The organism is Variovorax multivorans (genome assembly GCF_051216835.1).
Lineage (GTDB): Bacteria > Pseudomonadota > Gammaproteobacteria > Burkholderiales > Burkholderiaceae_C > Variovorax.
In genome coordinates this window covers 472,544-493,261 of record NZ_JBPJZL010000007.1, presented here as the reverse complement: position 1 = coordinate 493,261, position 20,718 = coordinate 472,544, and the positions used below count along the sequence as shown (strand labels likewise).

22 protein-coding genes and 2 pseudogenes are annotated in these 20,718 nt (G+C 64.8%); 4 read left to right on the top strand and 20 right to left on the bottom strand.

The features are described 5' to 3' along the window. Positions 1-73 precede the first annotated feature (73 nt). Genes ACSFCA_RS21340 through ACSFCA_RS21330 form a run of 3 tightly spaced genes read right to left on the bottom strand, consistent with a single transcriptional unit; the run spans position 74 to position 2,127 of the window. The gene (locus ACSFCA_RS21340; RefSeq protein ID WP_435460593.1) at positions 74-496 is read right to left on the bottom strand and encodes a cupin domain-containing protein; all 423 of its coding nucleotides are present in this window, start codon (positions 494-496) and stop codon (positions 74-76) included. A 36-nt stretch (positions 497-532) separates the two neighbouring features. Beyond that, positions 533-1,309, bottom strand: coding sequence for an ABC transporter permease (locus ACSFCA_RS21335; protein ID WP_435460594.1), 777 nt, complete (start codon positions 1,307-1,309; stop codon positions 533-535). After that, positions 1,306-2,127, bottom strand: a complete 822-nt coding sequence (locus ACSFCA_RS21330; RefSeq protein WP_435460595.1) for an ABC transporter ATP-binding protein — start codon at positions 2,125-2,127, stop codon at positions 1,306-1,308. The genes ACSFCA_RS21335 and ACSFCA_RS21330 overlap by 4 nt, the downstream gene beginning before the upstream one ends. A gap of 108 nt (positions 2,128-2,235) precedes the next feature. Here ACSFCA_RS21330 and ACSFCA_RS21325 point away from each other — a divergent pair, with 108 nt between their 5' ends. Together ACSFCA_RS21325 and ACSFCA_RS21320 are read left to right on the top strand one after the other, a co-directional pair. Beyond that, the gene (locus tag ACSFCA_RS21325) at positions 2,236-2,958 is read left to right on the top strand and encodes a GntR family transcriptional regulator (RefSeq protein WP_435460596.1); all 723 of its coding nucleotides are present in this window, start codon (positions 2,236-2,238) and stop codon (positions 2,956-2,958) included. Between the two features lie 73 nt (positions 2,959-3,031). Next, positions 3,032-4,060, top strand: a complete 1,029-nt coding sequence (locus ACSFCA_RS21320; RefSeq protein ID WP_435460597.1) for an ABC transporter substrate-binding protein — start codon at positions 3,032-3,034, stop codon at positions 4,058-4,060. A 175-nt stretch (positions 4,061-4,235) separates the two neighbouring features. Here the strand turns inward: ACSFCA_RS21320 and ACSFCA_RS21315 are convergent, their stop codons facing one another. From ACSFCA_RS21315 to ACSFCA_RS21270, 10 genes and pseudogenes are all read right to left on the bottom strand, one after another. Then, a complete protein-coding gene (locus ACSFCA_RS21315; protein ID WP_435460598.1) occupies positions 4,236-6,182 on the bottom strand; it encodes a DUF3363 domain-containing protein in 1,947 nt (648 codons plus the stop codon). 375 nt (positions 6,183-6,557) lie between these two features. Further along, positions 6,558-7,091, bottom strand: a complete 534-nt coding sequence (locus ACSFCA_RS21310) for a S26 family signal peptidase (protein WP_435460599.1) — start codon at positions 7,089-7,091, stop codon at positions 6,558-6,560. Then, positions 7,088-7,618: pseudogene (locus tag ACSFCA_RS21305) on the bottom strand (DUF2840 domain-containing protein). The gene ACSFCA_RS21310 and the pseudogene ACSFCA_RS21305 overlap by 4 nt, the downstream one beginning before the upstream one ends. Next, on the bottom strand, positions 7,615-7,878 hold the full coding sequence (locus tag ACSFCA_RS21300) for a chromosome partitioning protein ParB (RefSeq protein ID WP_435460600.1): 264 nt from the start codon (positions 7,876-7,878) through the stop codon (positions 7,615-7,617). The pseudogene ACSFCA_RS21305 and the gene ACSFCA_RS21300 overlap by 4 nt, the downstream one beginning before the upstream one ends. After that, on the bottom strand, positions 7,875-8,633 hold the full coding sequence (gene parA / locus ACSFCA_RS21295) for a ParA family partition ATPase (protein ID WP_435460601.1): 759 nt from the start codon (positions 8,631-8,633) through the stop codon (positions 7,875-7,877). The genes ACSFCA_RS21300 and parA overlap by 4 nt, the downstream gene beginning before the upstream one ends. A 200-nt stretch (positions 8,634-8,833) precedes the next feature. Continuing rightward, positions 8,834-9,658, bottom strand: a pseudogene (locus ACSFCA_RS21290) (replication initiator protein A); the annotation flags it as partial. 27 nt (positions 9,659-9,685) lie between these two features. Then, positions 9,686-9,982 (bottom strand): helix-turn-helix transcriptional regulator, encoded by a 297-nt coding sequence (locus tag ACSFCA_RS21285; RefSeq protein ID WP_435460602.1) that lies wholly within the window; start codon positions 9,980-9,982, stop codon positions 9,686-9,688. Between the two features lie 92 nt (positions 9,983-10,074). Next, positions 10,075-10,614, bottom strand: a complete 540-nt coding sequence (locus ACSFCA_RS21280) for a DUF2285 domain-containing protein (protein WP_435460911.1) — start codon at positions 10,612-10,614, stop codon at positions 10,075-10,077. A gap of 13 nt (positions 10,615-10,627) precedes the next feature. Next, positions 10,628-10,867, bottom strand: coding sequence for a transcriptional regulator domain-containing protein (locus ACSFCA_RS21275; RefSeq protein ID WP_435460603.1), 240 nt, complete (start codon positions 10,865-10,867; stop codon positions 10,628-10,630). Between the two features lie 119 nt (positions 10,868-10,986). Next, positions 10,987-11,328 (bottom strand): DUF2958 domain-containing protein, encoded by a 342-nt coding sequence (locus ACSFCA_RS21270; RefSeq protein WP_435460604.1) that lies wholly within the window; start codon positions 11,326-11,328, stop codon positions 10,987-10,989. Positions 11,329-11,563: 235 nt separating this feature from the next. Between ACSFCA_RS21270 and ACSFCA_RS21265 the strand changes: the two genes are divergently transcribed. Beyond that, positions 11,564-11,854 (top strand): helix-turn-helix domain-containing protein, encoded by a 291-nt coding sequence (locus ACSFCA_RS21265; RefSeq protein WP_435460605.1) that lies wholly within the window; start codon positions 11,564-11,566, stop codon positions 11,852-11,854. Between the two features lie 30 nt (positions 11,855-11,884). Here the strand turns inward: ACSFCA_RS21265 and ACSFCA_RS21260 are convergent, their stop codons facing one another. The 5 genes from ACSFCA_RS21260 to ACSFCA_RS21240 all read right to left on the bottom strand — a co-directional run bounded on the left by ACSFCA_RS21260 (position 11,885) and on the right by ACSFCA_RS21240 (position 17,351). After that, positions 11,885-12,226, bottom strand: coding sequence for a DUF2958 domain-containing protein (locus ACSFCA_RS21260; protein ID WP_435460606.1), 342 nt, complete (start codon positions 12,224-12,226; stop codon positions 11,885-11,887). 606 nt (positions 12,227-12,832) lie between these two features. Continuing rightward, complete coding sequence (locus ACSFCA_RS21255; protein WP_435460607.1) at positions 12,833-13,141, bottom strand: DUF736 domain-containing protein; 309 nt, start codon at positions 13,139-13,141, stop codon at positions 12,833-12,835. Between the two features lie 500 nt (positions 13,142-13,641). Next, positions 13,642-14,106 carry a thioesterase family protein gene (locus tag ACSFCA_RS21250; RefSeq protein ID WP_435460608.1) on the bottom strand — a complete coding sequence of 155 codons (465 nt, stop codon included), beginning with the start codon at positions 14,104-14,106 and terminating at the stop codon, positions 13,642-13,644. A 286-nt stretch (positions 14,107-14,392) separates the two neighbouring features. Further along, complete coding sequence (locus tag ACSFCA_RS21245; protein WP_435460609.1) at positions 14,393-16,447, bottom strand: ParB/RepB/Spo0J family partition protein; 2,055 nt, start codon at positions 16,445-16,447, stop codon at positions 14,393-14,395. A 76-nt stretch (positions 16,448-16,523) separates the two neighbouring features. Then, positions 16,524-17,351, bottom strand: a complete 828-nt coding sequence (locus ACSFCA_RS21240) for a DUF932 domain-containing protein (protein WP_435460610.1) — start codon at positions 17,349-17,351, stop codon at positions 16,524-16,526. 535 nt (positions 17,352-17,886) lie between these two features. Between ACSFCA_RS21240 and ACSFCA_RS21235 the strand changes: the two genes are divergently transcribed. Continuing rightward, on the top strand, positions 17,887-18,699 hold the full coding sequence (locus ACSFCA_RS21235) for an NYN domain-containing protein (RefSeq protein WP_435460611.1): 813 nt from the start codon (positions 17,887-17,889) through the stop codon (positions 18,697-18,699). A 237-nt stretch (positions 18,700-18,936) separates the two neighbouring features. Here ACSFCA_RS21235 and ACSFCA_RS21230 read toward each other — a convergent pair whose 3' ends face one another. Both ACSFCA_RS21230 and ACSFCA_RS21225 read right to left on the bottom strand, forming a co-directional pair. Next, a complete protein-coding gene (locus ACSFCA_RS21230; protein WP_435460612.1) occupies positions 18,937-20,112 on the bottom strand; it encodes a helix-turn-helix domain-containing protein in 1,176 nt (391 codons plus the stop codon). Then, positions 20,079-20,666, bottom strand: a complete 588-nt coding sequence (locus tag ACSFCA_RS21225) for a hypothetical protein (protein ID WP_435460613.1) — start codon at positions 20,664-20,666, stop codon at positions 20,079-20,081. Before ACSFCA_RS21225 ends, ACSFCA_RS21230 begins: the two co-directional genes overlap by 34 nt. Between the last annotated feature and the right edge of the window lie 52 nt (positions 20,667-20,718).

Here is a 20,718-nt window from a genome sequence, read left to right as displayed (position 1 = left end):
GATCTCTGCGCCTGACAAGCTCTCCGGGTCGATCGCATGCATAAGGCTCGGCCCGCTCGCCACCTCACGCGCGTCAGGTTGCGTCGCGGGCATCCGTGTACCAGTCGGGCACCTTCGGATAGTGCGGACCATCGTAGATCTCGACCACCACCGACTCCTCGTGCGCGAGGGTGGGCCCATGCACTTTCCCCTTCGGGTTGCAATAGAACGAGCCGGGCAAAAGCGTAACTCCGGTCGCCGTGTATTCGTACTTGCCACTCAGGCAGTACATGAACTGGTTGGAGGCGTGGCTATGGGGCTTGGGAATGCTGGTGCCCTTGGCGAACTTGATCAGTGCGATGGATGCACCGGTTGCTTCGTCACGCCAGAGCATTTTCTCAAAGACGCCCTTGAGGGACTTCTCACGCCATTCCATGGTCTGGGTCGCGATGAGGATTTCGACAAGATCGGGGGCCTCGCCGCCTGCGGCTTCAGCGAGTGTAGTTGTAGACGACATAGGATATTTCCTCGGTAGGTTGATCGAAGGGAGGCACTAGTGACTCGACGGAGGCGGCAACCAGGCCGAAAGCACCTGCTCGCCCAACACCACCAAGAGGTACACCGCCATCCCCATGAAAGAAAGTCCGAAAAGCGCAGCGAATGCAAGTGGTGTGTTGATCTGCGAGGTCGCGCTCAGCAGCAGGAATCCGAGCCCTTCGCCCGCGCCAACGAACTCTCCAATCACTGCCCCGATGAGCGACAGCGTCACGGCCACCTTGGCGCCTGTAATGACGAATGGCAACGCTGCAGGAAACCGGACCATCCGGAACACTTGCCAGCGCGACGCACGCAGACTTCGCGCGAGTTCGAGCAATTCCTTCGGCGTCGACTGCAAGCCCGCGGCCGTGTCCACCACAACCGGAAAGAAGGCCACCAACCAGGCCAGGGCGAGCTTCGATGACATCCCCGTGCCCAGCCAGACTAGCAAGATCGGCGCAAGAGCGACCTTCGGCACCGACTGCAAGGCCACGAGCAACGGGTAGAACGTCAGGTTGACCCAGCGGAAGCTGGTGACGGCCACGGCCAGGGGAATGCCGAGCACCAGTGAAAGTGCAAAGCCGTAGAGCGTCGCTTTGAGCGTGACCCACCCTTCCTCCACAATCGCTTGCCAGTGCTCGGCAAAGGCGTGCGCCACCTTGACCGGGGTCGGCAACACCGCAGTGGGTACCGCCCAAATCATGCAAACCAGCTGCCACAAGGCCAGTAACAGAATGACTCCAGCGATCGGATAGGAAAGACGCCCCCCCGCGGCCACGGCACGACCCGTCATTGCACGCCTCCTTCGACGCTGAGTTGCTGCGCCGACACCGACGGATGGATCACGCCCAGCGCCTCTCCCGCCGCTCGCTCCGCTTGCGTGAAGGCTGTCTCGAACCGCATGCTACGGTGGCGCGGGTTGCCCAGTGCAGGCTCGATCTGGCAAACCACGCGAGCCGGCCTCCGGCTGAACACCAGGACCTTGTCGGCGAGATACACGGCCTCGGAGATGGAGTGTGTGACGAAGAGCACGGCCGCGCCGGTCTCTCTGCGCACATCGAGCAGCAGATCGTTCATATCGAGTCGTGTCAGTTCGTCGAGCGCGCCAAAAGGCTCATCCATTAATAGCAGCTTCGGCTGATGAATCAGCGCCCGACACAATGAAACGCGCTGCTGCATGCCTCCCGACAGCTGGTGCGGGCGCGAGCCCTCGAACCCGTCCAACCCCACCATCCCAAGCAGGTCGCGCGCACGGCGCTCCGCTTTTGCGTCTCGCCGCCGCAAGACTTCCATGGGAAAGAGCACGTTGTCCAGGACCGTGCGCCAGGGCATCAGCCCAGGCGCCTGAAATACGAACCCGTAGTCGGGATATGGACCCTGAACATCCCTGCCGCCGATGGTCACCTCGCCGCCGGTCCGGTCGACTAGCCCAGCAACGATGCGCAGCAGCGTGGTCTTGCCGCAGCCGCTCGGCCCGAGGAGTGTGACCAGTTCACCCTCGTCAAAGAAGAAGGTCGCGTCCTCGAGCGCGACGAGATCTTCCTTCGCGGATGGCCCCAGTTCTGCGGCAGGGAACACCTTGCGCGCGGCATTGATGACTCCAAATGTCATTTCATTTTTTCCGTCGACCGCTGTAGGTAGGATTGCAGTGCCGCCTCCGGCAGTCCGCGGCCACCAAGCGGGTTTTTGTTTCTAAAACCACATGATATATTACCAAACATGGCACGTCTATCAATGAGCTCTTTACCGCAAGCAAAAGTGGTAGTGGCGCGCGCGCCGATCGCGCCTAAGCGCTCCGAGCCAAAGGCACCCTCACTCACGCAACGGGCCTACGACCAGATCAAGAACAGCATCCTGTCGATGGAGTTGCGCCCGGGCCTCTTTCTGAACGAGGCCGCACTGTGTGAGATGACAGGACTTGGCCGCATGCCTGTGCACCAAGCCATTCATAAGCTTCAGGCTGACGGGTTGATCGAGGTCATTCCGCGCAAGGGTCTCGTGATCCGTTCGGACTCGTTGCAGGACATCCTCCTCCTGATTGAGGCGCGCCTGGCCATCGAACCAAACATCGTCGCGCTGGCGGCCCAGCGAATCCACAACGATCAGATCGCAGAACTGCGGCGACTCCTCAAACAGTCCGCCTCTCTGGTGCACCAGCGTCAAAGGGAGTCATTCAGTGCCATTGACAGAGCATTTCATGGCGTCGTAGCCGACGCGGCCTGCAACAAGATACTGACCGATACGTTGCGCCCTCTGCATGAGCGCTCTGACCTGATCTGGCATCTTCGCATCATGCCCGCCGACGGCCTCAAAGTGACCCAACAGGAGCATGAAGCGGTGCTCAAGGCAATCGTCGAGCGCGATTCGGAAGGTGCGTGGAAAGCGATGCACGCGCATCTGACATCGCTGCACAACCGAATCTTAAAAGCGTCGAATCTCTGACCCCTGCCATTCGGTGCGGCTGCAGATTCCACTCTATGTATGGTTTCCCCCACCCTAGAAAAGGAACTGCATCATGAAGTCGCCCGCTCAACTTGTATCAGCGGCTTTGGCCATCTTGGCCATTACCTCTACCGCGCTGACTCCGGCGCCGGCGCAGGCCGCGCCCAATGAGGAGGACGTCAAATTTGCGCTCGATTTCATACCGCTGGGTCGGCATGCACCGTGGTACGTGGCCTTGTCCAAGGGATACTTCAAGGAAGAGAAACTCAACGTCTCGATCTTGCCCACGAAGGGCACAGCTGATGCGATTCGGTACATTGAGACGGGCTTGACCGAGTTTGGATTCGTCGACATTCCCAGCCTCGTCGCGAGTGGCAGTGGAGGCTCTTCCGTTCGGATTGTTGCGGGCATCTATCAACGCGCGCCTTATTGCGTCTTCAGCATGAACCCAGGGGCGAACGTCACGTCGCCCGCAGGCATGGTCGGTCTGGAGATGGGTTCCAGCAGCGCATCATTCATGCCGCGCATCTTCAGTGCGTTCATGAAGCTGAACAACCTCGACCCATCGACGCTTAAGATTGTGAACATCGACGGTTCGGCCCGCGTGCCAATGCTCGTCAGCAACAAGGTGCAGGCGATCGATCAGTTCCTGATGGGAGAGCCATCGATCCGCCGCGCCGCGACGAACGGTGCACAGCCGACCTGCCTGCTACTGGCAGATCATGGCCTGGACATCTATGCCAACAGCATTGGCGTACGCGAGGATTTTCTGAAGAAGAATCCGGCCGCCGTGCGTGGTTTTGTCAAAGCGGCTCTCCGAGGATGGAAATACGCTCTCGCCAACCCCGAGGAAGCAGCGAAGATTCAGACTCAGTACCTCAAGGCCCTGGATCCGGCAATCATCGTTGAGGAGTTGAAAATCCTTCGACGCATTGCGATCACGCCGGACGTCGAGGCGCGCGGTTTCGGAACGCTGTCGCGTGAGAAGCTGACGCGCACGGTCGAGTTCATCAGCCAGAACGTCACCGTTCCCGGGACACCACCAACGGTGGATCAAATGTTTGTCGCCGGGTTCCTGCCCCAGCCACCCATCAAACCGTGATCGGACCGCACCGTTTCGCTGCATGTCGTAGCGATGCCGATGGCTTGCGCCCCGCGTGTTGATTCGCGCCGAAATTGACCCAGCTGCGGGTCAGTTTCACATCGGCACGTTCTTGGCGAAGTCTCTTCAAGCACGCTCTGTCTAAGCCGTTGCCCCGAATTTCGTGGTGCGCGGCTCAAATGGATATGCCCTGCTGGCGCCCAAGTTGCCAAGTCACGGACCCGCCGCGCACGATAGCCGCCATCTGCTGGCCCAGCCGCTGCTCGATCACCGGCCGCCAAGGCACCAGGCTGAAACCCATGCCGTCGTCGAGTATGGCGAAGCGACCGCTGGCGAGTTGGACGGAACGATGGTAGACGCCGCTGGCGCGCCCTCCATCCTGCATCGGCAGATAAGTCTTGCCAGTTTGGTCTTGTAGAGACTTCCCCACAGCCGTCAATTCGCGGTCACGCAAGGTGGACAATAGGTTTCGCGCGAGAACCACGTGCACACTTGGTCGCTCGGCCAAACCCTGCTCAATCAAGAAGTCCGCGCGGCCGCGCATCGAGTCGCGTACCTGCGAGCCAAAGCCCCGCGCTGCCAACTCGCTACCCTCCTCGATCAATTGCCTGTCCAACCAGGTCGCACCGATGGCGCGCACCTGTTGGTCGATGGGAAGATGCGAGCACAATTCGATGGTCAGGCCCGTGCCTCTCTGCGCATCATGCTGCTGCGCCTTCCACACCAGGTCCGGCGGTACCCGCCAGACGCCATCAGCCACGCGCACCACGATGCCAGCGCGGCGCAGCGCCTCGAGCCGGCGCACGTGGACATCGACCGTAGCCTGCGGATCGCGATCTGCCGCCTGTTCTAGTCGGGTCAGGTGGTCGGCAGTCTCGTAGATACCGTCCTTGGCGATTGCCGCGATGGTGCGGTCCACGGTCCGCTTTCGCCCCGGCGGCTTTGCTTCGACGATACCGTCCACCGGCAGCACTGACAGATCGGCGTCGGCCTGTAGTTTCAGGTAGTGCGCCCGACCATCGATGCCATCGACCACTAAATAGCCGCGATCGTGCAGTTCATCGACCAGGCCCTTGTCCGCGATGCGGCCAATGACGGGAGCGGTCGACGCGCCATCCAGAACGTATTCGCGCTGCTGCCCCTTGAGTGCCCGGCGCATGATGCCCAACGCATCCTGGCGCTCACCCATCGCGGTCAATGTGCACGCCATGTCCGGCGCCAGATGCCATCGGTTGGCATCAATCCGCTCGGCCAGCGCCATGGCTTCGAGCCGTTGCAGCCGTGTCCGCAGCAGGTTATGGCGTTGGTGGTCTTCGGGCCGGCCAGTCAGGTCCACGACATTCGCCACACCCCGGCACAACAAGGCCCGGTCCAGGCCGGTCAACCGTTGTTGCTCGACTTCGCGCTGCAAGCCTTGCCGGATCTCGACCTCGGTGCGCGGGCCCAGCCACTCGGTGGCGATCTCACTAGCGCGCATGCGCATGCCCTGGGCGATGTAGCCCGGCGCGATCACGAGGTCTTCCTTGCCGGCGGTCCGGCCGTTCAGCACAACGTGGGTATGCGGGTTGTCGGTGTCCCAGTGATCGACCGCCACCCAGTCCAGCGGCGTTTCCAGATCTACCGCCATGCGCTGCATCAGTTGCCGCGTGAAGCCGCTCAGATCTTGCAAGACAACCGCATCCTCCGCCGAGACGATGAAGCGGAACTGGTGCCGGTCGTCTCGCCCGCGTTCTTCGAAGGCCTTGAGGTCTGCGGTATCGGTTTCGGGCCCGTAGGCCTGGCCGCGCTGCCCGTCGCGTGTCACCCCATCGCGCTCGATGTAGCGCAAGTGCGTGGATACCGAGTTCGCGCCGACTTTCCGGAGCACCACGAAGCGCGCCTTGATGACGACGCGCCGGGCATGCGAGCTCAAGCGAGCGCCCGCCATGCCGGCTGCGACGCGGCCCCGACCGAAGGTCGATGCGGGCCGCCCTGCCCGCTGGCCGGGAGCTTTGACGCCGGCCTTTGAGACTTCCTTGAGCACCCGGGACACGAAGCGCTCTGGGCGAGGTCCTACGCGGGATTTCGGGGCCGCCGGCCGGACGCGAAAGCGCTCGCCATCCGATTCCTTACGCGAAGCCATGGCGAGCACTCCAACGCAACCAGGCGCAAGGGATCGGAAGCGGCACGCGCGCAATGCCGCGGCGATGCTGCATTGCGCATGGGCGCGGCACCGACACCGACTGGTGCAGTGCCGCGCCCAACCCACGTGCAGATTGGTTCCGCGGGTGGCGGCGTGCCGCCCCTTTTATCTGGCCCCCAGTCTCCACCTCCCGCATCCGCTCCCGGCTCCGACCTACCGCCAGCCGCGCACGGGGTGCGCAACGCTGCCCGAGGGGCAGCGGCGGTGCAGCTCGCGCTGCACGCTGGCGGCGGACTCTCTGCACGATGGAGTGCAGAGCGGACGCGCGGCCGGCTGCAGTCCGGCGGCATGCTCGGACGCCGGATACGACGAAGTTCATTGCGCACTCCATATCCACAAAGGCCGCGCGACGCCGAGCACGGCTGACGCGGAAATGGGCCCGAAATACCGACTGTCGAACGACGTCGGATTCGTGTCGCCGATCAAGAACAGCTCGCCCATAGCAAGGGCGCGGCACTGCGCCCAGGCTTGCAGCGGACGAAGCGCGCCATCATGCGTTCGCACGCTCGCCACCACGGTGCCGTCGATGTGCACAAGCTGCTTTCGGACACACACCGATTGCGGCGCGAGCGCGCCGATGCGCTTGAGGATCGGCACGCCGCTCGGCAGGTAGCCGCGCTGGGCCGCGAAGGCGGCCACGCCGGCGGGAAGCCGTGCCAGCACGATGCTGCCAACGCGCAGTGAGGCTGCGCTTTCAATGCGCGCGATGCGGTACCAGCCGCGCGGTACGCTGTCGCTCGGGTTGTAGACCACGAACACGTGGTCGCGTGTCGCCATCGGCGCGACCGCTGGCGCGTACAGCGCAGCCAAGCCAACGCCCATCCAGGCGAAGAGCAGGCGCGGCGTCATCGCAGCGCCTCACGCGCCAGATGCGTCGCATGCCTTTCGGCGGTGTACGTCGGCAGCGGCTGGCGTGCAGCCAACCGGTTGCCGACCGTGCGCCAGTACGTGACAGCCACCGCGCACGGATCGATGCCCAGCGCCTTGATGGCATCGATCACTTCAAGCACGCCTTGACCTGCGCCTCGCCATCGGCGCGCAGCAAAATCCGCGCGCCCGGTTGCACGCCGGCAACGCGCTGCGCGCCCTCGAACAGCGAGGGCGCCTGCAGCACCATGAGCTGCCACAGTGCCGTGCCATGGTCGTTGCCGATCCACTTGATGCGGCAGCAGATCGCGCCCGGCTCGAAGGTCGCGACGCGCCGCCAGCGGTCGAGGATGGTCTCGCGCATCGCGCCGACCGAAGCGCAGCCAGACGTTCACGCGTTGCTGGACGAAAGCGAGCGAAACCTGCATGTTCGCTGGCCGCTGTGGCAATGCAGCCTGCGGCCAGGTCTGCACGATGGCCGGCGTCAAATGCGAAACCCGTGCGGTCATGGCGTGTCCTCCGGGTACTCGCGCTGCAGCACTTCGCGCAGCATCTCGGCCGCCGTGGTACTGCGCTTGAACGCCACGATCTTGATGCGCCCCCGCAGCGCGGGCGTCACATCAATGGTCAGGCGCGCGGTGTAAATCGACGCCTTGGGTGCAGTCGTCGGTTCGTCGGCGCGCCGCACCCAGGCCGACGCAGCATCGGCAGCCGGCCTGCGGCCGATCGGCGCGCGCTTCTGCGCGGTGGATGTCGCGCGCGACGTCATCGCAGCATCTCCCGCACGGCCTGCGTCAGCGCGGCGATCTCGCGCGCGGCTGCGCACGTCGGCGCCGCTTCGCAGGCGAGCCGGCCGGCGGCGACACTGTCGGCGAACACGATGCGCTGCGAGACTTCGGCGCGCAGCGCAGCGAACGGCTGATCGGCCAGCGCCCCACGCGCCTCGCGCCCGATGACCGTCCCCACCACGCGCCGGTTGATCACAAAGGCCGCGCGCAGTTGCGGCCGGAACACCCTCGCTTCGGTGACGAGCTGCACCATCTCGTGGCTGGCCCACACGTCGTAGGCGCTGGGCTGCACCGGGATCAGCACCAAGTCGGCGGCCAGCAGCGCGGAGCGCGCAAGCGCCGCGACCCGGGGCGGACCATCGATGACCACGTAGTCGGCCTGCGAGGCGATCTGCGGCGCTTCCTGGTGCAGCGAGTCCCTCGCCAGCCCGAAGACGCCGTAAAGCCGCTCCTGGCCGTTCTGGAGACGACGCTGCGCCCAGTCCAGAGCCGACCCCTGCGGATCGGCGTCGAGCAGCGTGACGCGCCGACCCTGCATCGCCAGCTCGCCGGCCAGATGCGTGGCGAGCGTCGTCTTGCCTGCACCGCCTTTCTGGTTCAGCAGCGCGATCACTTTGCCCGAGAGGGGCTCGCTGCCTGGCGAGTGGTTTCCGGCTGGCCGGCTTGCTTGGATTGCCTCGAAAGAGGCGCTGCCCATTCTTTGAGCACCTTCGGCTCGCGCGCGCGTGACTTCCATTTATGTATCCCTTTAGATGTTTAGGGAGCCCCGAAACCGTTGCGGGGCGCGGCTTGCGGGCTGTTTGGCGCCGGTGATCCACCGACAGTTGCGCCGGTGATCCACCGAGTCGCCCGACGGTGATCCACCGAGCCCATCCCCACGCCATCCACAGGTTCTTCAACAGAATCTGTGGATAAGTCAGGTGTTGCGACGCCGTCCGGGCAGTGGCGAAACGCCAGCCATTCGCTGCCGCCACGGCGCTCGATGACGAGGCCATAACCCGGCAGCGCTTGGCGCAAGGCAAGGCGGCGCACGTGCGCGGCGAAGTCGCGGTAGCGCTGCAGGCTCCCGGACTTCAGGTACAGGTGGCGCATCTCGAAGCGCCAGCCCGCGGGCTGGCGTCCGCCGTGCTTGCGCACCAGCCGGTACAGCCAGCGCTCGATGCCTCCGGAAAGCCGGAAGTAGGTGGGATCGAGCGTGAGGACCAGGGTCTCCTCCATCACGCCGGAGAAGAACCAGTCGGCCAGGATCAGCTCGATGCCGTCGGAACGCCCGTCGGGCCGGACGTACTCCTTCCACTCGTTGATCCAAGAGAAGCGGTGCACGCGCATGGCGCCGTTCGGACGCTCGCGCTGGCGCAGCGTGGTGGCGATGGTGGTGGACTGCAGACGGTCGAGCGCGGCGCGCAGCGCCTGGTAGTCGCTGCGGCCGGTCCCGCGCCGCGTGAAGCGCAGGATCTCGTAGGGCGTGGCCACCATCAGGCGCGAAGGCGCGATGCCTTCCTTCTTGGCTTGGACGATCTGGCTCGCGGCCCAGATCAGGACGTCGGCATCCCAGATCGTCGCGATGCCGTGCTCCGGCACGCCCTCGACAGTGAGCGACACGCCGCCGGCCTCGAAGCGGATCGGCACCGTGCGCGGCGATTTGGCCAGCGAGAAGAACGGATAGGCCATCAGGTCCTGCGCGTCGCGCAGCGCCATGTCGCCTGCCGGCAGCGCGCGGAACAGCGACAGCTGTTCGCGTTCGCTCGAACGCTTCGACATGGGGGTGCTCCCTGCCCTGCGCGCCGATCAGCGGACCGAGCCGCGCTGCACGTAGCCGGGATCGGACGTCATCTCATAGGCCCGGCTGTTCGCCCAGGCCCGCAGATCCTCGACCGCGTAGACCACACGCGCGCCGAACTTCCGAAAGCGCGGACCACCGCCCAGCACGCGGTGCTTTTCGAGCGTGCGCGGCGACAGCCGCAGGAAGGCGCCGGCCTCGTCGGTGGTCAGGAACTCGGGGGTGGCGGGCGCATCAGGTGCTGAAAGGGGCTGCGGCGCAGTCGCCGCAGCGCGGACGGGAAACCGGGAACTGGCGCTTGCCATGACAGCCTCCATCGTTGTCGCGGGGCCGCGAACCATTCGCAGCCCGATGGAGGCAGTCTCAGGAGTAAATGTCTTCCTGCGCAGGGAGAGATTCAGTGCATCAGTTCGTCTCCGGGGCGATCGGCTGCGGTGCGCCGTATGCCCGCGAGCGCCAGGTAGCCACCGCGCATGTACGCCTCGGCACGCCGCAACAGGTGCCGGACCTGGGCGCGAAGCTCGCCATCGGCGTGCCAGCGCCCCATGGCGTCGAGACCGAACAGGGCCTGGGCAATCTCGCGGTGCGACGCCCCGGACTGCGCGCCATCGAGCGCCTGCAGGGCGCGAAGATGCAGCAGCGCGGCCCGGCCGACGGGCCGCGCATGCGCCGATGCCGGCGCGTGACCTCGAAGTACCCGTGCCTGGGCGTTGAACACATCCAATTGGCCGCGCAGGCCAGGGCCGAGCGGGACGGTGCAGGTGTAGGCCGCACCGTCGCCGAGGTCATCGGCCAGTGACATGCGGATGCGCTGCGCGGATACGTCGGTCAGCAGCATCAGGCCGACACCACCGGGCGCCAAGTGCTTGCGGCCTGGCACGCGCCAGAGGTCGAAGGTCGGTTGGGTCGACGCACCATGCGCGCGCAAGGCACGCACGTGCAGCAACTCGTCAGTCGCCGAGATCCAGAATGGCCGCGCTTCGCGCGCATCGAGACGGGGGTCTTCGGCGCTGTCGCAACCCCCACCGGTCGAGCGATGCGGCGCGCCGCGCCCAGTCCGCCTGGTACGGCGGATGGCGGCGCAGGTACTCCCACGCGAGTGCGGGGCCGTCGAGATCGAGCGTGTAGAGGTAGGCCGCCGACGCGCCCCAGGGCGCGCTCGGCAGGCCTTCGGCCTTGCGGTCGGTCATGGCAGAACTCACTCCTTTGCTTGCGCGAAGGCTGCCATAGGCACGGCCGGCATGGCTGGCTTTTGCGGCGATGCGCTCTCGCGCGCGCGGCGACGATTCCGTACGCCCGCCAATGAGGATCAGTCGTTGATCGATCCGTCGCGCTGCGCTTCGGCCACATAGCCGGACAGCGGCTGGCGCGCCCTGAAGTGCGGATCGGCCACGATGCGCAGCCCCTGGGGACCGCGCACGCCCTCGAGCGCGGTCAGGCTCACGTGGCCGAGTTCGGGAAAGCCCGTGCCGGCATCGGTCAGCCCATAGGCGCGATCGCCGTCGGCGTCGAGTTCAGTGAGCAGCCAGCAGGCAGGGGCGTCCAGCGTGTACAGCTTGACGACGGGATAGAGGTCGACGACCTGCCCACTGGCGCGCGCCACGCCGTTGGCCAGCATCTGGTCACGCTGCTGTTCAGTGAGGAATGCCATGGCTTCGAGAAGAGACCTTGGAATGCTAGTGCGACGGACGAGGACTTGTAAGTCAAATTGGCGACTTCATGCGACTCAAAGCTTGCACGATGTCCAACCGCGGGATCTCGTTCGGCAACGCCTTCTGCGCCGACGCAAAGCCAACGCCTTGATAAGAATGCGCTTTTGAACACTATAGATTGTAGCTCTATAGAGGTCGATAGGGTGTCATCGCCGTTCCCCGACGAACGATCGAATGACCTCCACCACACACTCTTTCCCCGCAGCTCTCAAGGCTGTCCGGAAAGCCCGTGGCTTGAGTCAGGAAGCGTTTTCCGATGTGTCGAGTCGCACGTACTTGAGTTCGCTCGAGCGCGGCCTGAAGAGCCCGACCCTCAGCAAGGTGAGCGAGCTGTGCGAGGTCATGGACGTGCATCCACTCACGTTGCTGACGCTCGCTTACGGCGGCAACGACAAGGCCAGAGACAAGCTCTTCGAGCGTGTACGGCGCGAGTTGGCCGAAATCCAAGACGCGCAAACAGAGTGAAAGCGCGGCCGGTTGGCCGCGCCTTCGTCGCTACGCCACGATGCGCCCTGCCAGCCGTGCTTCGCGCGCGTAACCGCTCAGCGGCTTGTCGGCGACGAAATGGAGATCGCGCTCGATCGGCAGGCCCCATCTCCCGCGCAAGCCTTCCAGGTCCGCCAGGCTCACATAGCCGAGTTCGGGAAAGCCTTGCCCAAGATCGCAGAGTCCGAACGCGATTTCTTCCGAATCGAGTTCGGTGAGCAACCAGGTCGCGCCCGCATTGGGCGTGAACAGCTTGACCACGGGCAGCGGGTCGAAGTTGGGGTTCTCGATGGATTGCCGCCCGTTGGCCAGCAACTGTACGCGTTGGTGGTCGGTCAGAAGGTTCGTCATGGTCTCTCCTTGAAGAGGATGCAGGGCGGGATTGCCCGAGACCGAAGCCGCACGACGCAGCGCAGCCGTCAGGGTTCGCAGACGGCCTCCGGCCGCAAGCGCACGCACAACGTGCGCGCAGACCTTGATGGCGAGAACCTCGTGCAACGATGAAGGGAACAGCAAGCCCCTCCCCCGCCCTGAGGCAAGCGAAGCGCGCAGGCGTCAGGGATGGAAGCCCGAAGGGGCGAGACGCCACCGGCGGCTCGATGCGCCGCACGACAGCCCGGCCCGGCACCGCCGGGAGACGCACGCATTTCTTCGACGCCGAACCGTATGCACGCCGATTCGCACAACCTGCGACCCGTCTTTGCACAAACCCGCGAATTCGCAGAACCACCTGTGCACATCCACGGCTACCCGTACATCCGTACATCCGTAGAACCGAAAAAGCCGAACTGCGATTACCCACGCATCAGGAAATCAGGAAGTACGGATTGACGCCAATCCGTACTTCCGCCACTCAGTGCGCGCACGCAGATATGAAACGGCCCGCGACAGAGCGCGGGCCATTGATGGAATCCAAGGGTAAAGCGCCCCGCCAGCCGGCGGGGCGCCGGGCGACGATCAGTCGCCCTTGCTGCGCGACCAGATCAGGTTGTGCGCGCCATCGTCGCCCTCGACCAGGCGGGCATAGATGGTCGCCGGGAACGACGGGTCGTCCAGCGTCACCGACAGGTAGGGCCGGTCCGCCTTGCTGACCTTCTTCCATGCCGCACCGATCTCGTAGCCGGTGCCCGCCACGATGCGGTAGTCCGGGGCGTTCTCGCTTTCCTTGTCGCTGGGCGCGATCTTGACCTTGACGTTGAGCGTCAGGGTGCGAACCGTGCCGATGAAGCCGTTGTTCTGTGCGGCAAAAGTGCCGATGTTGGCCATGATGAAGTCCTTTCGAAGTTGACCAGGTCCGCGCCCATCGCGGTCTTGGCGTGATCCGGTCGGCGCGGGTCCGGGCGCGTCGCACCGAAGGCCGCAACGCGAGTGGAGGACCGTAAGGCCCGAGAAATTTGCCTCGCGAGGAAGACCGCAGGTCGGGGAAATTTGTCGGGCCGGACGGTTGCGGCGATGAAGCCCGAGGCGAAGCGCAACGAAGAGAAGCGCCGCCGTGCCCGCGCCAGGATTCACGACAAATACAAGGCCGTGGGCGTGAACCTGATCCCGAAAGGACACGTGGCCCAGGCACTGATCCCGCAGCAACGGCTTTCCGGCATGGACCCGGACGCAGTCCAGGTCCAAGCCGGCTGGCCAGGAAAGCGCCGCCGGAACGCCCCACTGCATCGAGGCCGCAGACGTGATTGGCATAGGCGGCACAGAAGAAAGTCAGACATCCGCGGCGAGGGACTGATCCGTGACGCTGGATGACCCGTCGTTCCCGACCGTCAGACCCGCTGCCCGGCGCCGCGGGCCGTCTCAAGCGCATCGACCTTCGTTGCGATACGCGATTCGATGCTGGCCCGATGCGCCGCCACCAGCGTGACGGTCCCGTCGAACACGCGTTCGTGATCGTCATGGGCCTGGACATGGAACGTCGCACTGCGTTCACCCAGGCCCTCGACCCATCCCCGCAGGCGCAAGCGTGTCGTCGGTGGAACGGGGTCGCGATGCTCGATATGCACGGTGCGGCCCACGACCACCTCCACCATCGAGTCGACATGCAGCTGCATCTCGCGGATGCAGATGGATTCGACAACCGCGACCAGGTACCCGGTCGCCAGGCATTCGATCAGCGTCTGCGCGTAGTCACTGCCATGCGGCAGTCTCGCAAACAGTGATCGCGCTGTCTGCTCCTTCGGCACCGCGTAGGTTTCTTCGAAGCAGATTTCGCTGACGCCTTGTTGATTCATGAGGATGTGAGAGGTGAAATCGTCGAGCTCTCCGAACCCGAGAGAGATGCGTACGCATCTGGATCGGAGCTCTCACGATGCTCACGCGATGTGCTGGCGCTGCCAACCGAACGCGGCATACCGGGGCGTACCACGGCGTAGCCGATCCCGATTGCTTGAGACACATGCGCCACCACTGCGCGTCCATCGCCCTCTCCTCGTCGCAAACAATAACGCGCGCGGCACACCTGCCGCGCGCGTTTTTTGGCTCGCAACCCAAGGCCCCGGCTTCACCGGGGCCTCATGCCTATGCGGCTGCCGCGAGTTCCTTGCGGTCCTCGACCTCGGCCGTGAGTTCGCCCACCCCTGCCTCTTCCGCTGCTACGGTCCCCGACGATCTTGGCGTTTCAGGGCTCGGCTCTGCCTCGCCCCTGAACATCACAGGCAGCCACCCCGTCCCCGCCGCCAGCCGCTCGGCCTCGCTCGCGATCTCGGCCTTCTTGAGCTTGCCCAGCCGGTTCACCTGATCGGGCGCGAACGCCTGCACCGCTTGCAGTGCCTTGGCTTTCGAAACATGCTCGAAATAGCCCGCAGCGGTCGGCGTCCACCAGTCGTGCATGTCGAGGTTCACCGCCCGCGCCAGTGCAGCGGCGGGTACTTCCTCTTCATGCGAGGCCAGCACGCTGACCGTCGAGGCTACGCACACTGCCAGCAGCGACAGCAGTTCCTGCTGCGGGAAGGCCAGCATTTCGGCGAACAACGCATCCGGGTCTTGGGGCAGGCGGTCGGCCCACGCCTTCCGAACCTTGCGCATGCCCACTGCCGCCGCTGCCTCGCCCATGTCCGGCGCATGCAGCCCGAGCCCATCCTGCGGCGTGGCGCTGATATCGACAGGCGAGCCGCCCGAGCCATAGCTGTCCACGATCACGCGCAGCGCGAGGCGATGCACCAATGCCACCAGCGCGACCTGCGGGTGCCGCGCCACCTCGGCCTGCAAGGCCGCCGTGCGGTGCGCGCTCAAGCGCTTCGCCAGCTTCTCCGAAATACCGGGCTTGGCGCGCTCGTCGGCGCCGGCGTCCGGGCTGCAGCCCTCCCCGCCCTCCTCCTGCCGCGCCTGTTCCCGCAACGCCTTGGCCTGCTCCTCGCGCAGCAAACCACGATACACGACCACGCCGCCCATGTGATCGACCGACACCACGGCCCCGGCCAGCGCCACCACAGCGGGAGGGTATTCGACCAGCCTGCGTTCGATGGCTTCCAGTTCGTTGCCGAGGTCGTCCATCTCCGCCTGCAGCGCCTGCGCCTGCTCATCGGTCGTGTCCTCGTTCTCGTCGTCCAGCCGGTCCTGCAGCTTCGCCTGCTGGTCTTCCAGCTTGGCGATGCGCTTGGCCTCGGCCTTGCCGGGTTCACGGCGCGTGCTGCGCGCCCGCTGGAACTGATACAGGTCGGAGGACGTGGCGCGCGGCGCGGCATCCACCCATGCCCAGCCCTCGGCCCGCACCTGCTCGGCCACCGGCGCGAGCTTGTCCCGCGCCAGCGCTTCCAGTAGCGCACCATCGGTCAGGAAGATGCCGTTCTGCTCGTCCGCGAACAGGTCGCGGCGCACACCGCCGCCCGCCTGCTCGTAGACCTCCAGCCCGACGAAGCGCGCCACCGCATCGCGGCCTGCGTCGATCTCGTCACTCGTCAGGTGTTCGCGCAGCGCCTCCGGGCTGCGCTGCCATTGCGGCGATTCGTAGAACGCTACTTCCTGCGCCGCATGGTCGTCGGTGATGGCCAGCGCCATCAACTGCTCCAGCGTCACGACCTGCGTTTCGAAGTCTGCCAACAGGCGCGGCGAGACGTTGGCGAGCTTCAGGCGCCGCTGTACCACCAAGGGCGTCACGCCGAAATCGGCGGCAATGTCGTCCACGGGTCGGCCTTCGGCCACGAGGTCTTTCCAGGCGAACAGTTCCTCGATGGGCGACATGGCCTCGCGCTGCACGTTTTCCGTCAGGCTGACGGTGCGGGCCGCATCGTCCTGCACCAGCAGGCAATGCACCTCATGGTCCTTTGCCAGCTTGCGGCGCTTGACCAGCAGCTTCAACGCGGCCAGACGCCGCCGCCCGGCCACCACGTCGTAGTGCTCGCCGTCGGACGCGGCCACCACGGTGAGGTTTTGCAGCAGTCCCACGCGCGCGATGCTCGCGGCCAGTTCGCGAATCGAGGTGCCGCCGCTCTTGCGCACGTTGCGACTCGAAGGCCGCAGCTTGGACAGCGGGATCAGCAGAAGTTCCTGCGAAGCCGCGACGGTGGCAGCGCCCGCAGCGATGGAGGCGGCTGCGTCGATGGCATTGGTTTCTTGAAAGGTAGCGGTGTTCATGGTGTAGCTCCTATCGGGACAAGATGAAGAAAATGGGGAATGGATGGAGGGACTGCGCGCCCTCCGGACTTGGGGCTCAGGCCTTGAGCTGGCGCATGCCATCGGCCAGCAACCACAGGGCGCGGTTCAGCCGGAGGTTCTGGTCGATACCCTGCACGGGTCGCGTGCTCTGGCGGCGACCGTTGGCGGCGCGGGCGCGCAGGCCGCCCTTGATGAGGTTTTCCTGCGTGCGGTTGAACACGCTCCACAGGTCGCTGCGGGCGTCGTCCGTGCGGCGCGACATCAGGATTTGGGTTTCCGTGACGGGTGCGGGCCTGTCCGGGTCGTCGTACTTGAGGGTCAGCGCGGCGCGGGCGAACACCTCCGACTCTCCGGCGTCCAGCGTGACCGTCTGCATGACTTCGCGCGACTCCTGCGCCCGGTCGAAGCCGCTCAAGACTTCATAGGCGCCTTCGATGACGTGGCCCGCCACATCGCCCTTGTGGGGTACGCGCACGTCCGCCACGGTGTCGCCGCACACCAGCCCGTTCTGGCAGACGAAGCGGAACATACCCGCCAGCATCTGGTAGCTGCTGGTCCCGTCATGGGAGTTCAGCAGGATGATTTCGTTGGCCTCGCGGCCGTTGATCTGGCTCGCATGGCGCAGCCGGATCAAGTGCTTGGTGAAGTCGCGCCGCCCCTCCTGCCGCACGCGGGTCTGGCACACCATGAAAGGCTGGAAGCCTTCCCCTCTCAGCTCCCGCAGCACGGTGGCCGTGGGGATGTAGCTGTAGCGCTCCGAGCGGCTGCCGTGCGGAGCCTGCGCGAAGATGGACGGGGCCACGGTCCGTATCTGCTCATCCGACAAGGGATGTTCCGAGCGCAGCGCCGGCGAGTGGTTGGCGAAACGGGATGCAAGTTGCATGGTCTTTCTCCTGACAAGGTTGGCTGTTGAACAACCCCCACCGGATTCCTAGATTCGGAGCCCTCTTCGGGTCTTCCGGTGGGGTCGGCACGAAGAACCCGGTTGGCCTCGTTGCCACCGTCTTTCCTGAGTTCATCGCCCGCGGCCAACAGGAGCGCGCGCCCGGGCGCCGTCAAGGAAGAAGCGCCAGGGGTGGTGCGGCCCGCAGCCACAGGCGAGGACACGGCCTGGCGCGCCTTGACGGTGCCCGGGTGCGGGCTACGGTCGCGGACAAGGTGATGAGAGAAGGAAAGATGGCTGGACAGGCAACTGCCGCCTTCTTCGCCGACCCCACGCAAGCGAAGCGCGCAGGCCCGGATCAAAGAGCCGGGTCGTAGGCGTCAGCCGAGCGGAGCGAGGGAACGATGGAGGCCCGGATGGGGCGAGACGCCAAGGGCGGCTCGATGCGCACGCGGCCGGCCATGTCCGCTTGGCCGGAGACGCCCGGAATCGGCTACTGTGAGGGACCGTTCAACCCAAAAAGACAGAACTCCGGATGAGCACCGCCTTAACGACAACAGAGACACGCGTGGCCGTCCTGGTCGACTGCGACAACGTGCCGCCCGACATCCTCGAACATGCGCTGCGCATGGTGGCGCAATTTGGCCGCGTCGTTCTGCGCCGCGGCTACGGCAACCAGAGCACGCTGGCCAACAAATGGCAGGACGCTTTGGTGCGCTTGGCCTTCACCCCCTGTCTGCAGTACCAGTACGCCGCCGGCAAGAACACCGCCGACATCGCTCTGGCGCTGGACGCGCTGGAAGCGCTCTTCGACCAACGGGCCGACACCTTCTGCCTGGTCACCAGCGACTCCGACTTCGCCTACCTGTGCCGCAAGCTACGCGAGCGCGGCGCCACGGTCTGCATCGTCGGCGAGCCCAAGACCCCCGACGCGCTGCGCAACGCCAGCGACCAATTCTTCGAATGGGCGCGTCCCGAGCCGCCAGCGGAAGCAGCCATCGAGGCTGCACCGAAGACCACCGCGAAAGCGGAACTGGTCAAGGCCGAGCCGCCGAAGCTGGAACCACCCAGGCCGGCGCCGAAGCGCCGGCCACGCTTCCTGGTCGAAGCCGTGGCGCTGCTGGCCAGCGACACGTCCGAAGGCAAGGTGGGCCTGGGGGTCTTGGGCCAGTACCTCAAGCGCACCGACCCTGCCTTCTCACCCCAGACCTACGGCCACTCGGGACTGCTGAACATGGTCAAGACCTACGACCTACTGACACCACAGCAGGAGGAAGGCGGCCACTGGTCGGTAAGCCTGCTGCCCAAGGCCGAGGGTGCAGCAGAAGCCGACGGACCGCGCGCATGAAATGTGCGTTGCTGCCTGGCGGGTAGCTCCAGCGAAAAGTCCGGCAAGGACACATCACACGTGGGTCACCCTTCCTTCGAAGCAGTATCAACGACCCCGTGCATGAGCTTGCAGAATGCGTTGCACGCCGAAGTGGCCTGCTGAAGAATCCGCTTTGATGACCAGAATGAGACCGGCCCAACATCCGATGGGTCGTTCCCTGTCAGCAATGACCATCGCGACGGCAGGCGACAGTGATCACTCGCCCGGAGTTAGCAAGGCCGAGATGATGTTGAAGTCCTCGATCAAACCGTCGTAGAGACGGTCCACGGCCGCTCCCCAGCCGGCAACGTGCGCTGCAGCCTGGATGCCAAACGCATCCAGATCAGTCGCAAGCGACGCGGAAAAACCAGCTCCTGTCCGATGCGCAGCCTTCTGCCGAAGTTGATTCACCGCGAACAACCGCCGTAGTGCCGGAATGCGTACGTCCTTGTCCCACTCAGCGACGATGTGCATGGAATCTTCGGGCCATCGGTGGCCCGCGCCCTTGCAGAGAGTCGCTAGCTGGCACAAGGCGCCGAGCAACTTCATACTCTTGAGTTCTGCCAGTTGCTTTCTGTCGACGCCCATCTTGAGGACCATGTTTCGCAGCGGCGGTTGCTGAACGGACTCCCACAGAATCACCAGGTCGACTGCGCGATCGAGGAAGACGTCGAGCGTGATGCTCAATGGCACCACGTTGGCAAGCGACGAGAGCCCCTCGATGCGCCACCATCCGCGATGCTCGACGTCTGCGCTGTCGTAGCCACCGATCTCGGATTGGAGGAAGCTGAGACCGAGGCGCTCGGCCAGTTGCGTTAACGTGCGTGTCATCGCGAGATGTGCTTCCACGAGCTCCTGCGCGCGAAGCGCTATGTTCCTCCCGCCACTGCTGTCCCGATCGGCGTAAGCCATCGCCTGCGGAACTGCAAATCGGTGCCAGTGCTCAATGACGGCAGGTGGACTGCCTTCATAGAGCTTTGCAATCTCGACCGCAATATGGCTTCGTCCTACGCGATGGCAGTAGCTTACTGACCATTGGCCTCGGTATGAAACGCCGCCGGATGGTGGATGAACTTGAAACTCCGGCCGGCCCTCGTAGTCGCGCAAGACCTGATCACTCAGGTAAGCCATCAGATGCTCACGGCCCGCACGCTGCATCGTCATCGATCCGGTGTAGTCGGGCCAGATCAGTGCGGGCTTATCGACTGCGATCACGCGGCGCTCACCTCGAGCCAAGACGACTCTACGACCCCAGACCTGCGCGAATTGGTGGCCACGACCATCCACGTCATCACGATGAACTTGGAGATTGAGCAGTCGGCCCGGTAGATGAAAGTCTTCGCCATCCCGGTGCGCCATCACGCGGTCGAACGACGCGTCACCGTGGACCATCGTTGTTCATAGTAAAAGGCGACGACGGCGGCCTGCTTGATGCGGCAATACTCGAGCAAATAGTCACGCTGGACCTCGACGAAAGCGCCCGGGCGCGCCTCCTTCGGTCGTTGATGGTCCCATACCGCCGACACACGCACCACGTCGTACACGGGGCCGTGAGGGTCATCCCACGACAACTCCGACTCTCCGGTCTGCCGAGGCACGAGTCCGAACACCATCAGCAGGCTGTTGTCGGGAACGACGACCTCTGTGTCACTACCGTGCCAGTTGTTGACCAAGGGCTCAAATTGGGTCTCGCGTTCAATTCCCTCGATCCAGAATCCACTGCGATGTGCCGGCCCTTCATCGCCCACGATTGGCAAAGGGCCGTGCGATTGGACCTCGTGCCCCGTGGGCGCGGTGGATTGCAAGACTTCCGTCAGCATGGAAAGAGGAACAAGCGCGGCGTTGACCTTCTTGTACCCGGCGAACCCTCCGATGGTTGCGTCTGAGATTTCACCGATCGTGACGTACTCGGCTCCCGGCTTATCGTATGGGAGGGCGAGGTGCATGAGAGATGCCGGCCAGTACGTAGCTGGAGTATCCACGCCCGGCAGACTCGAT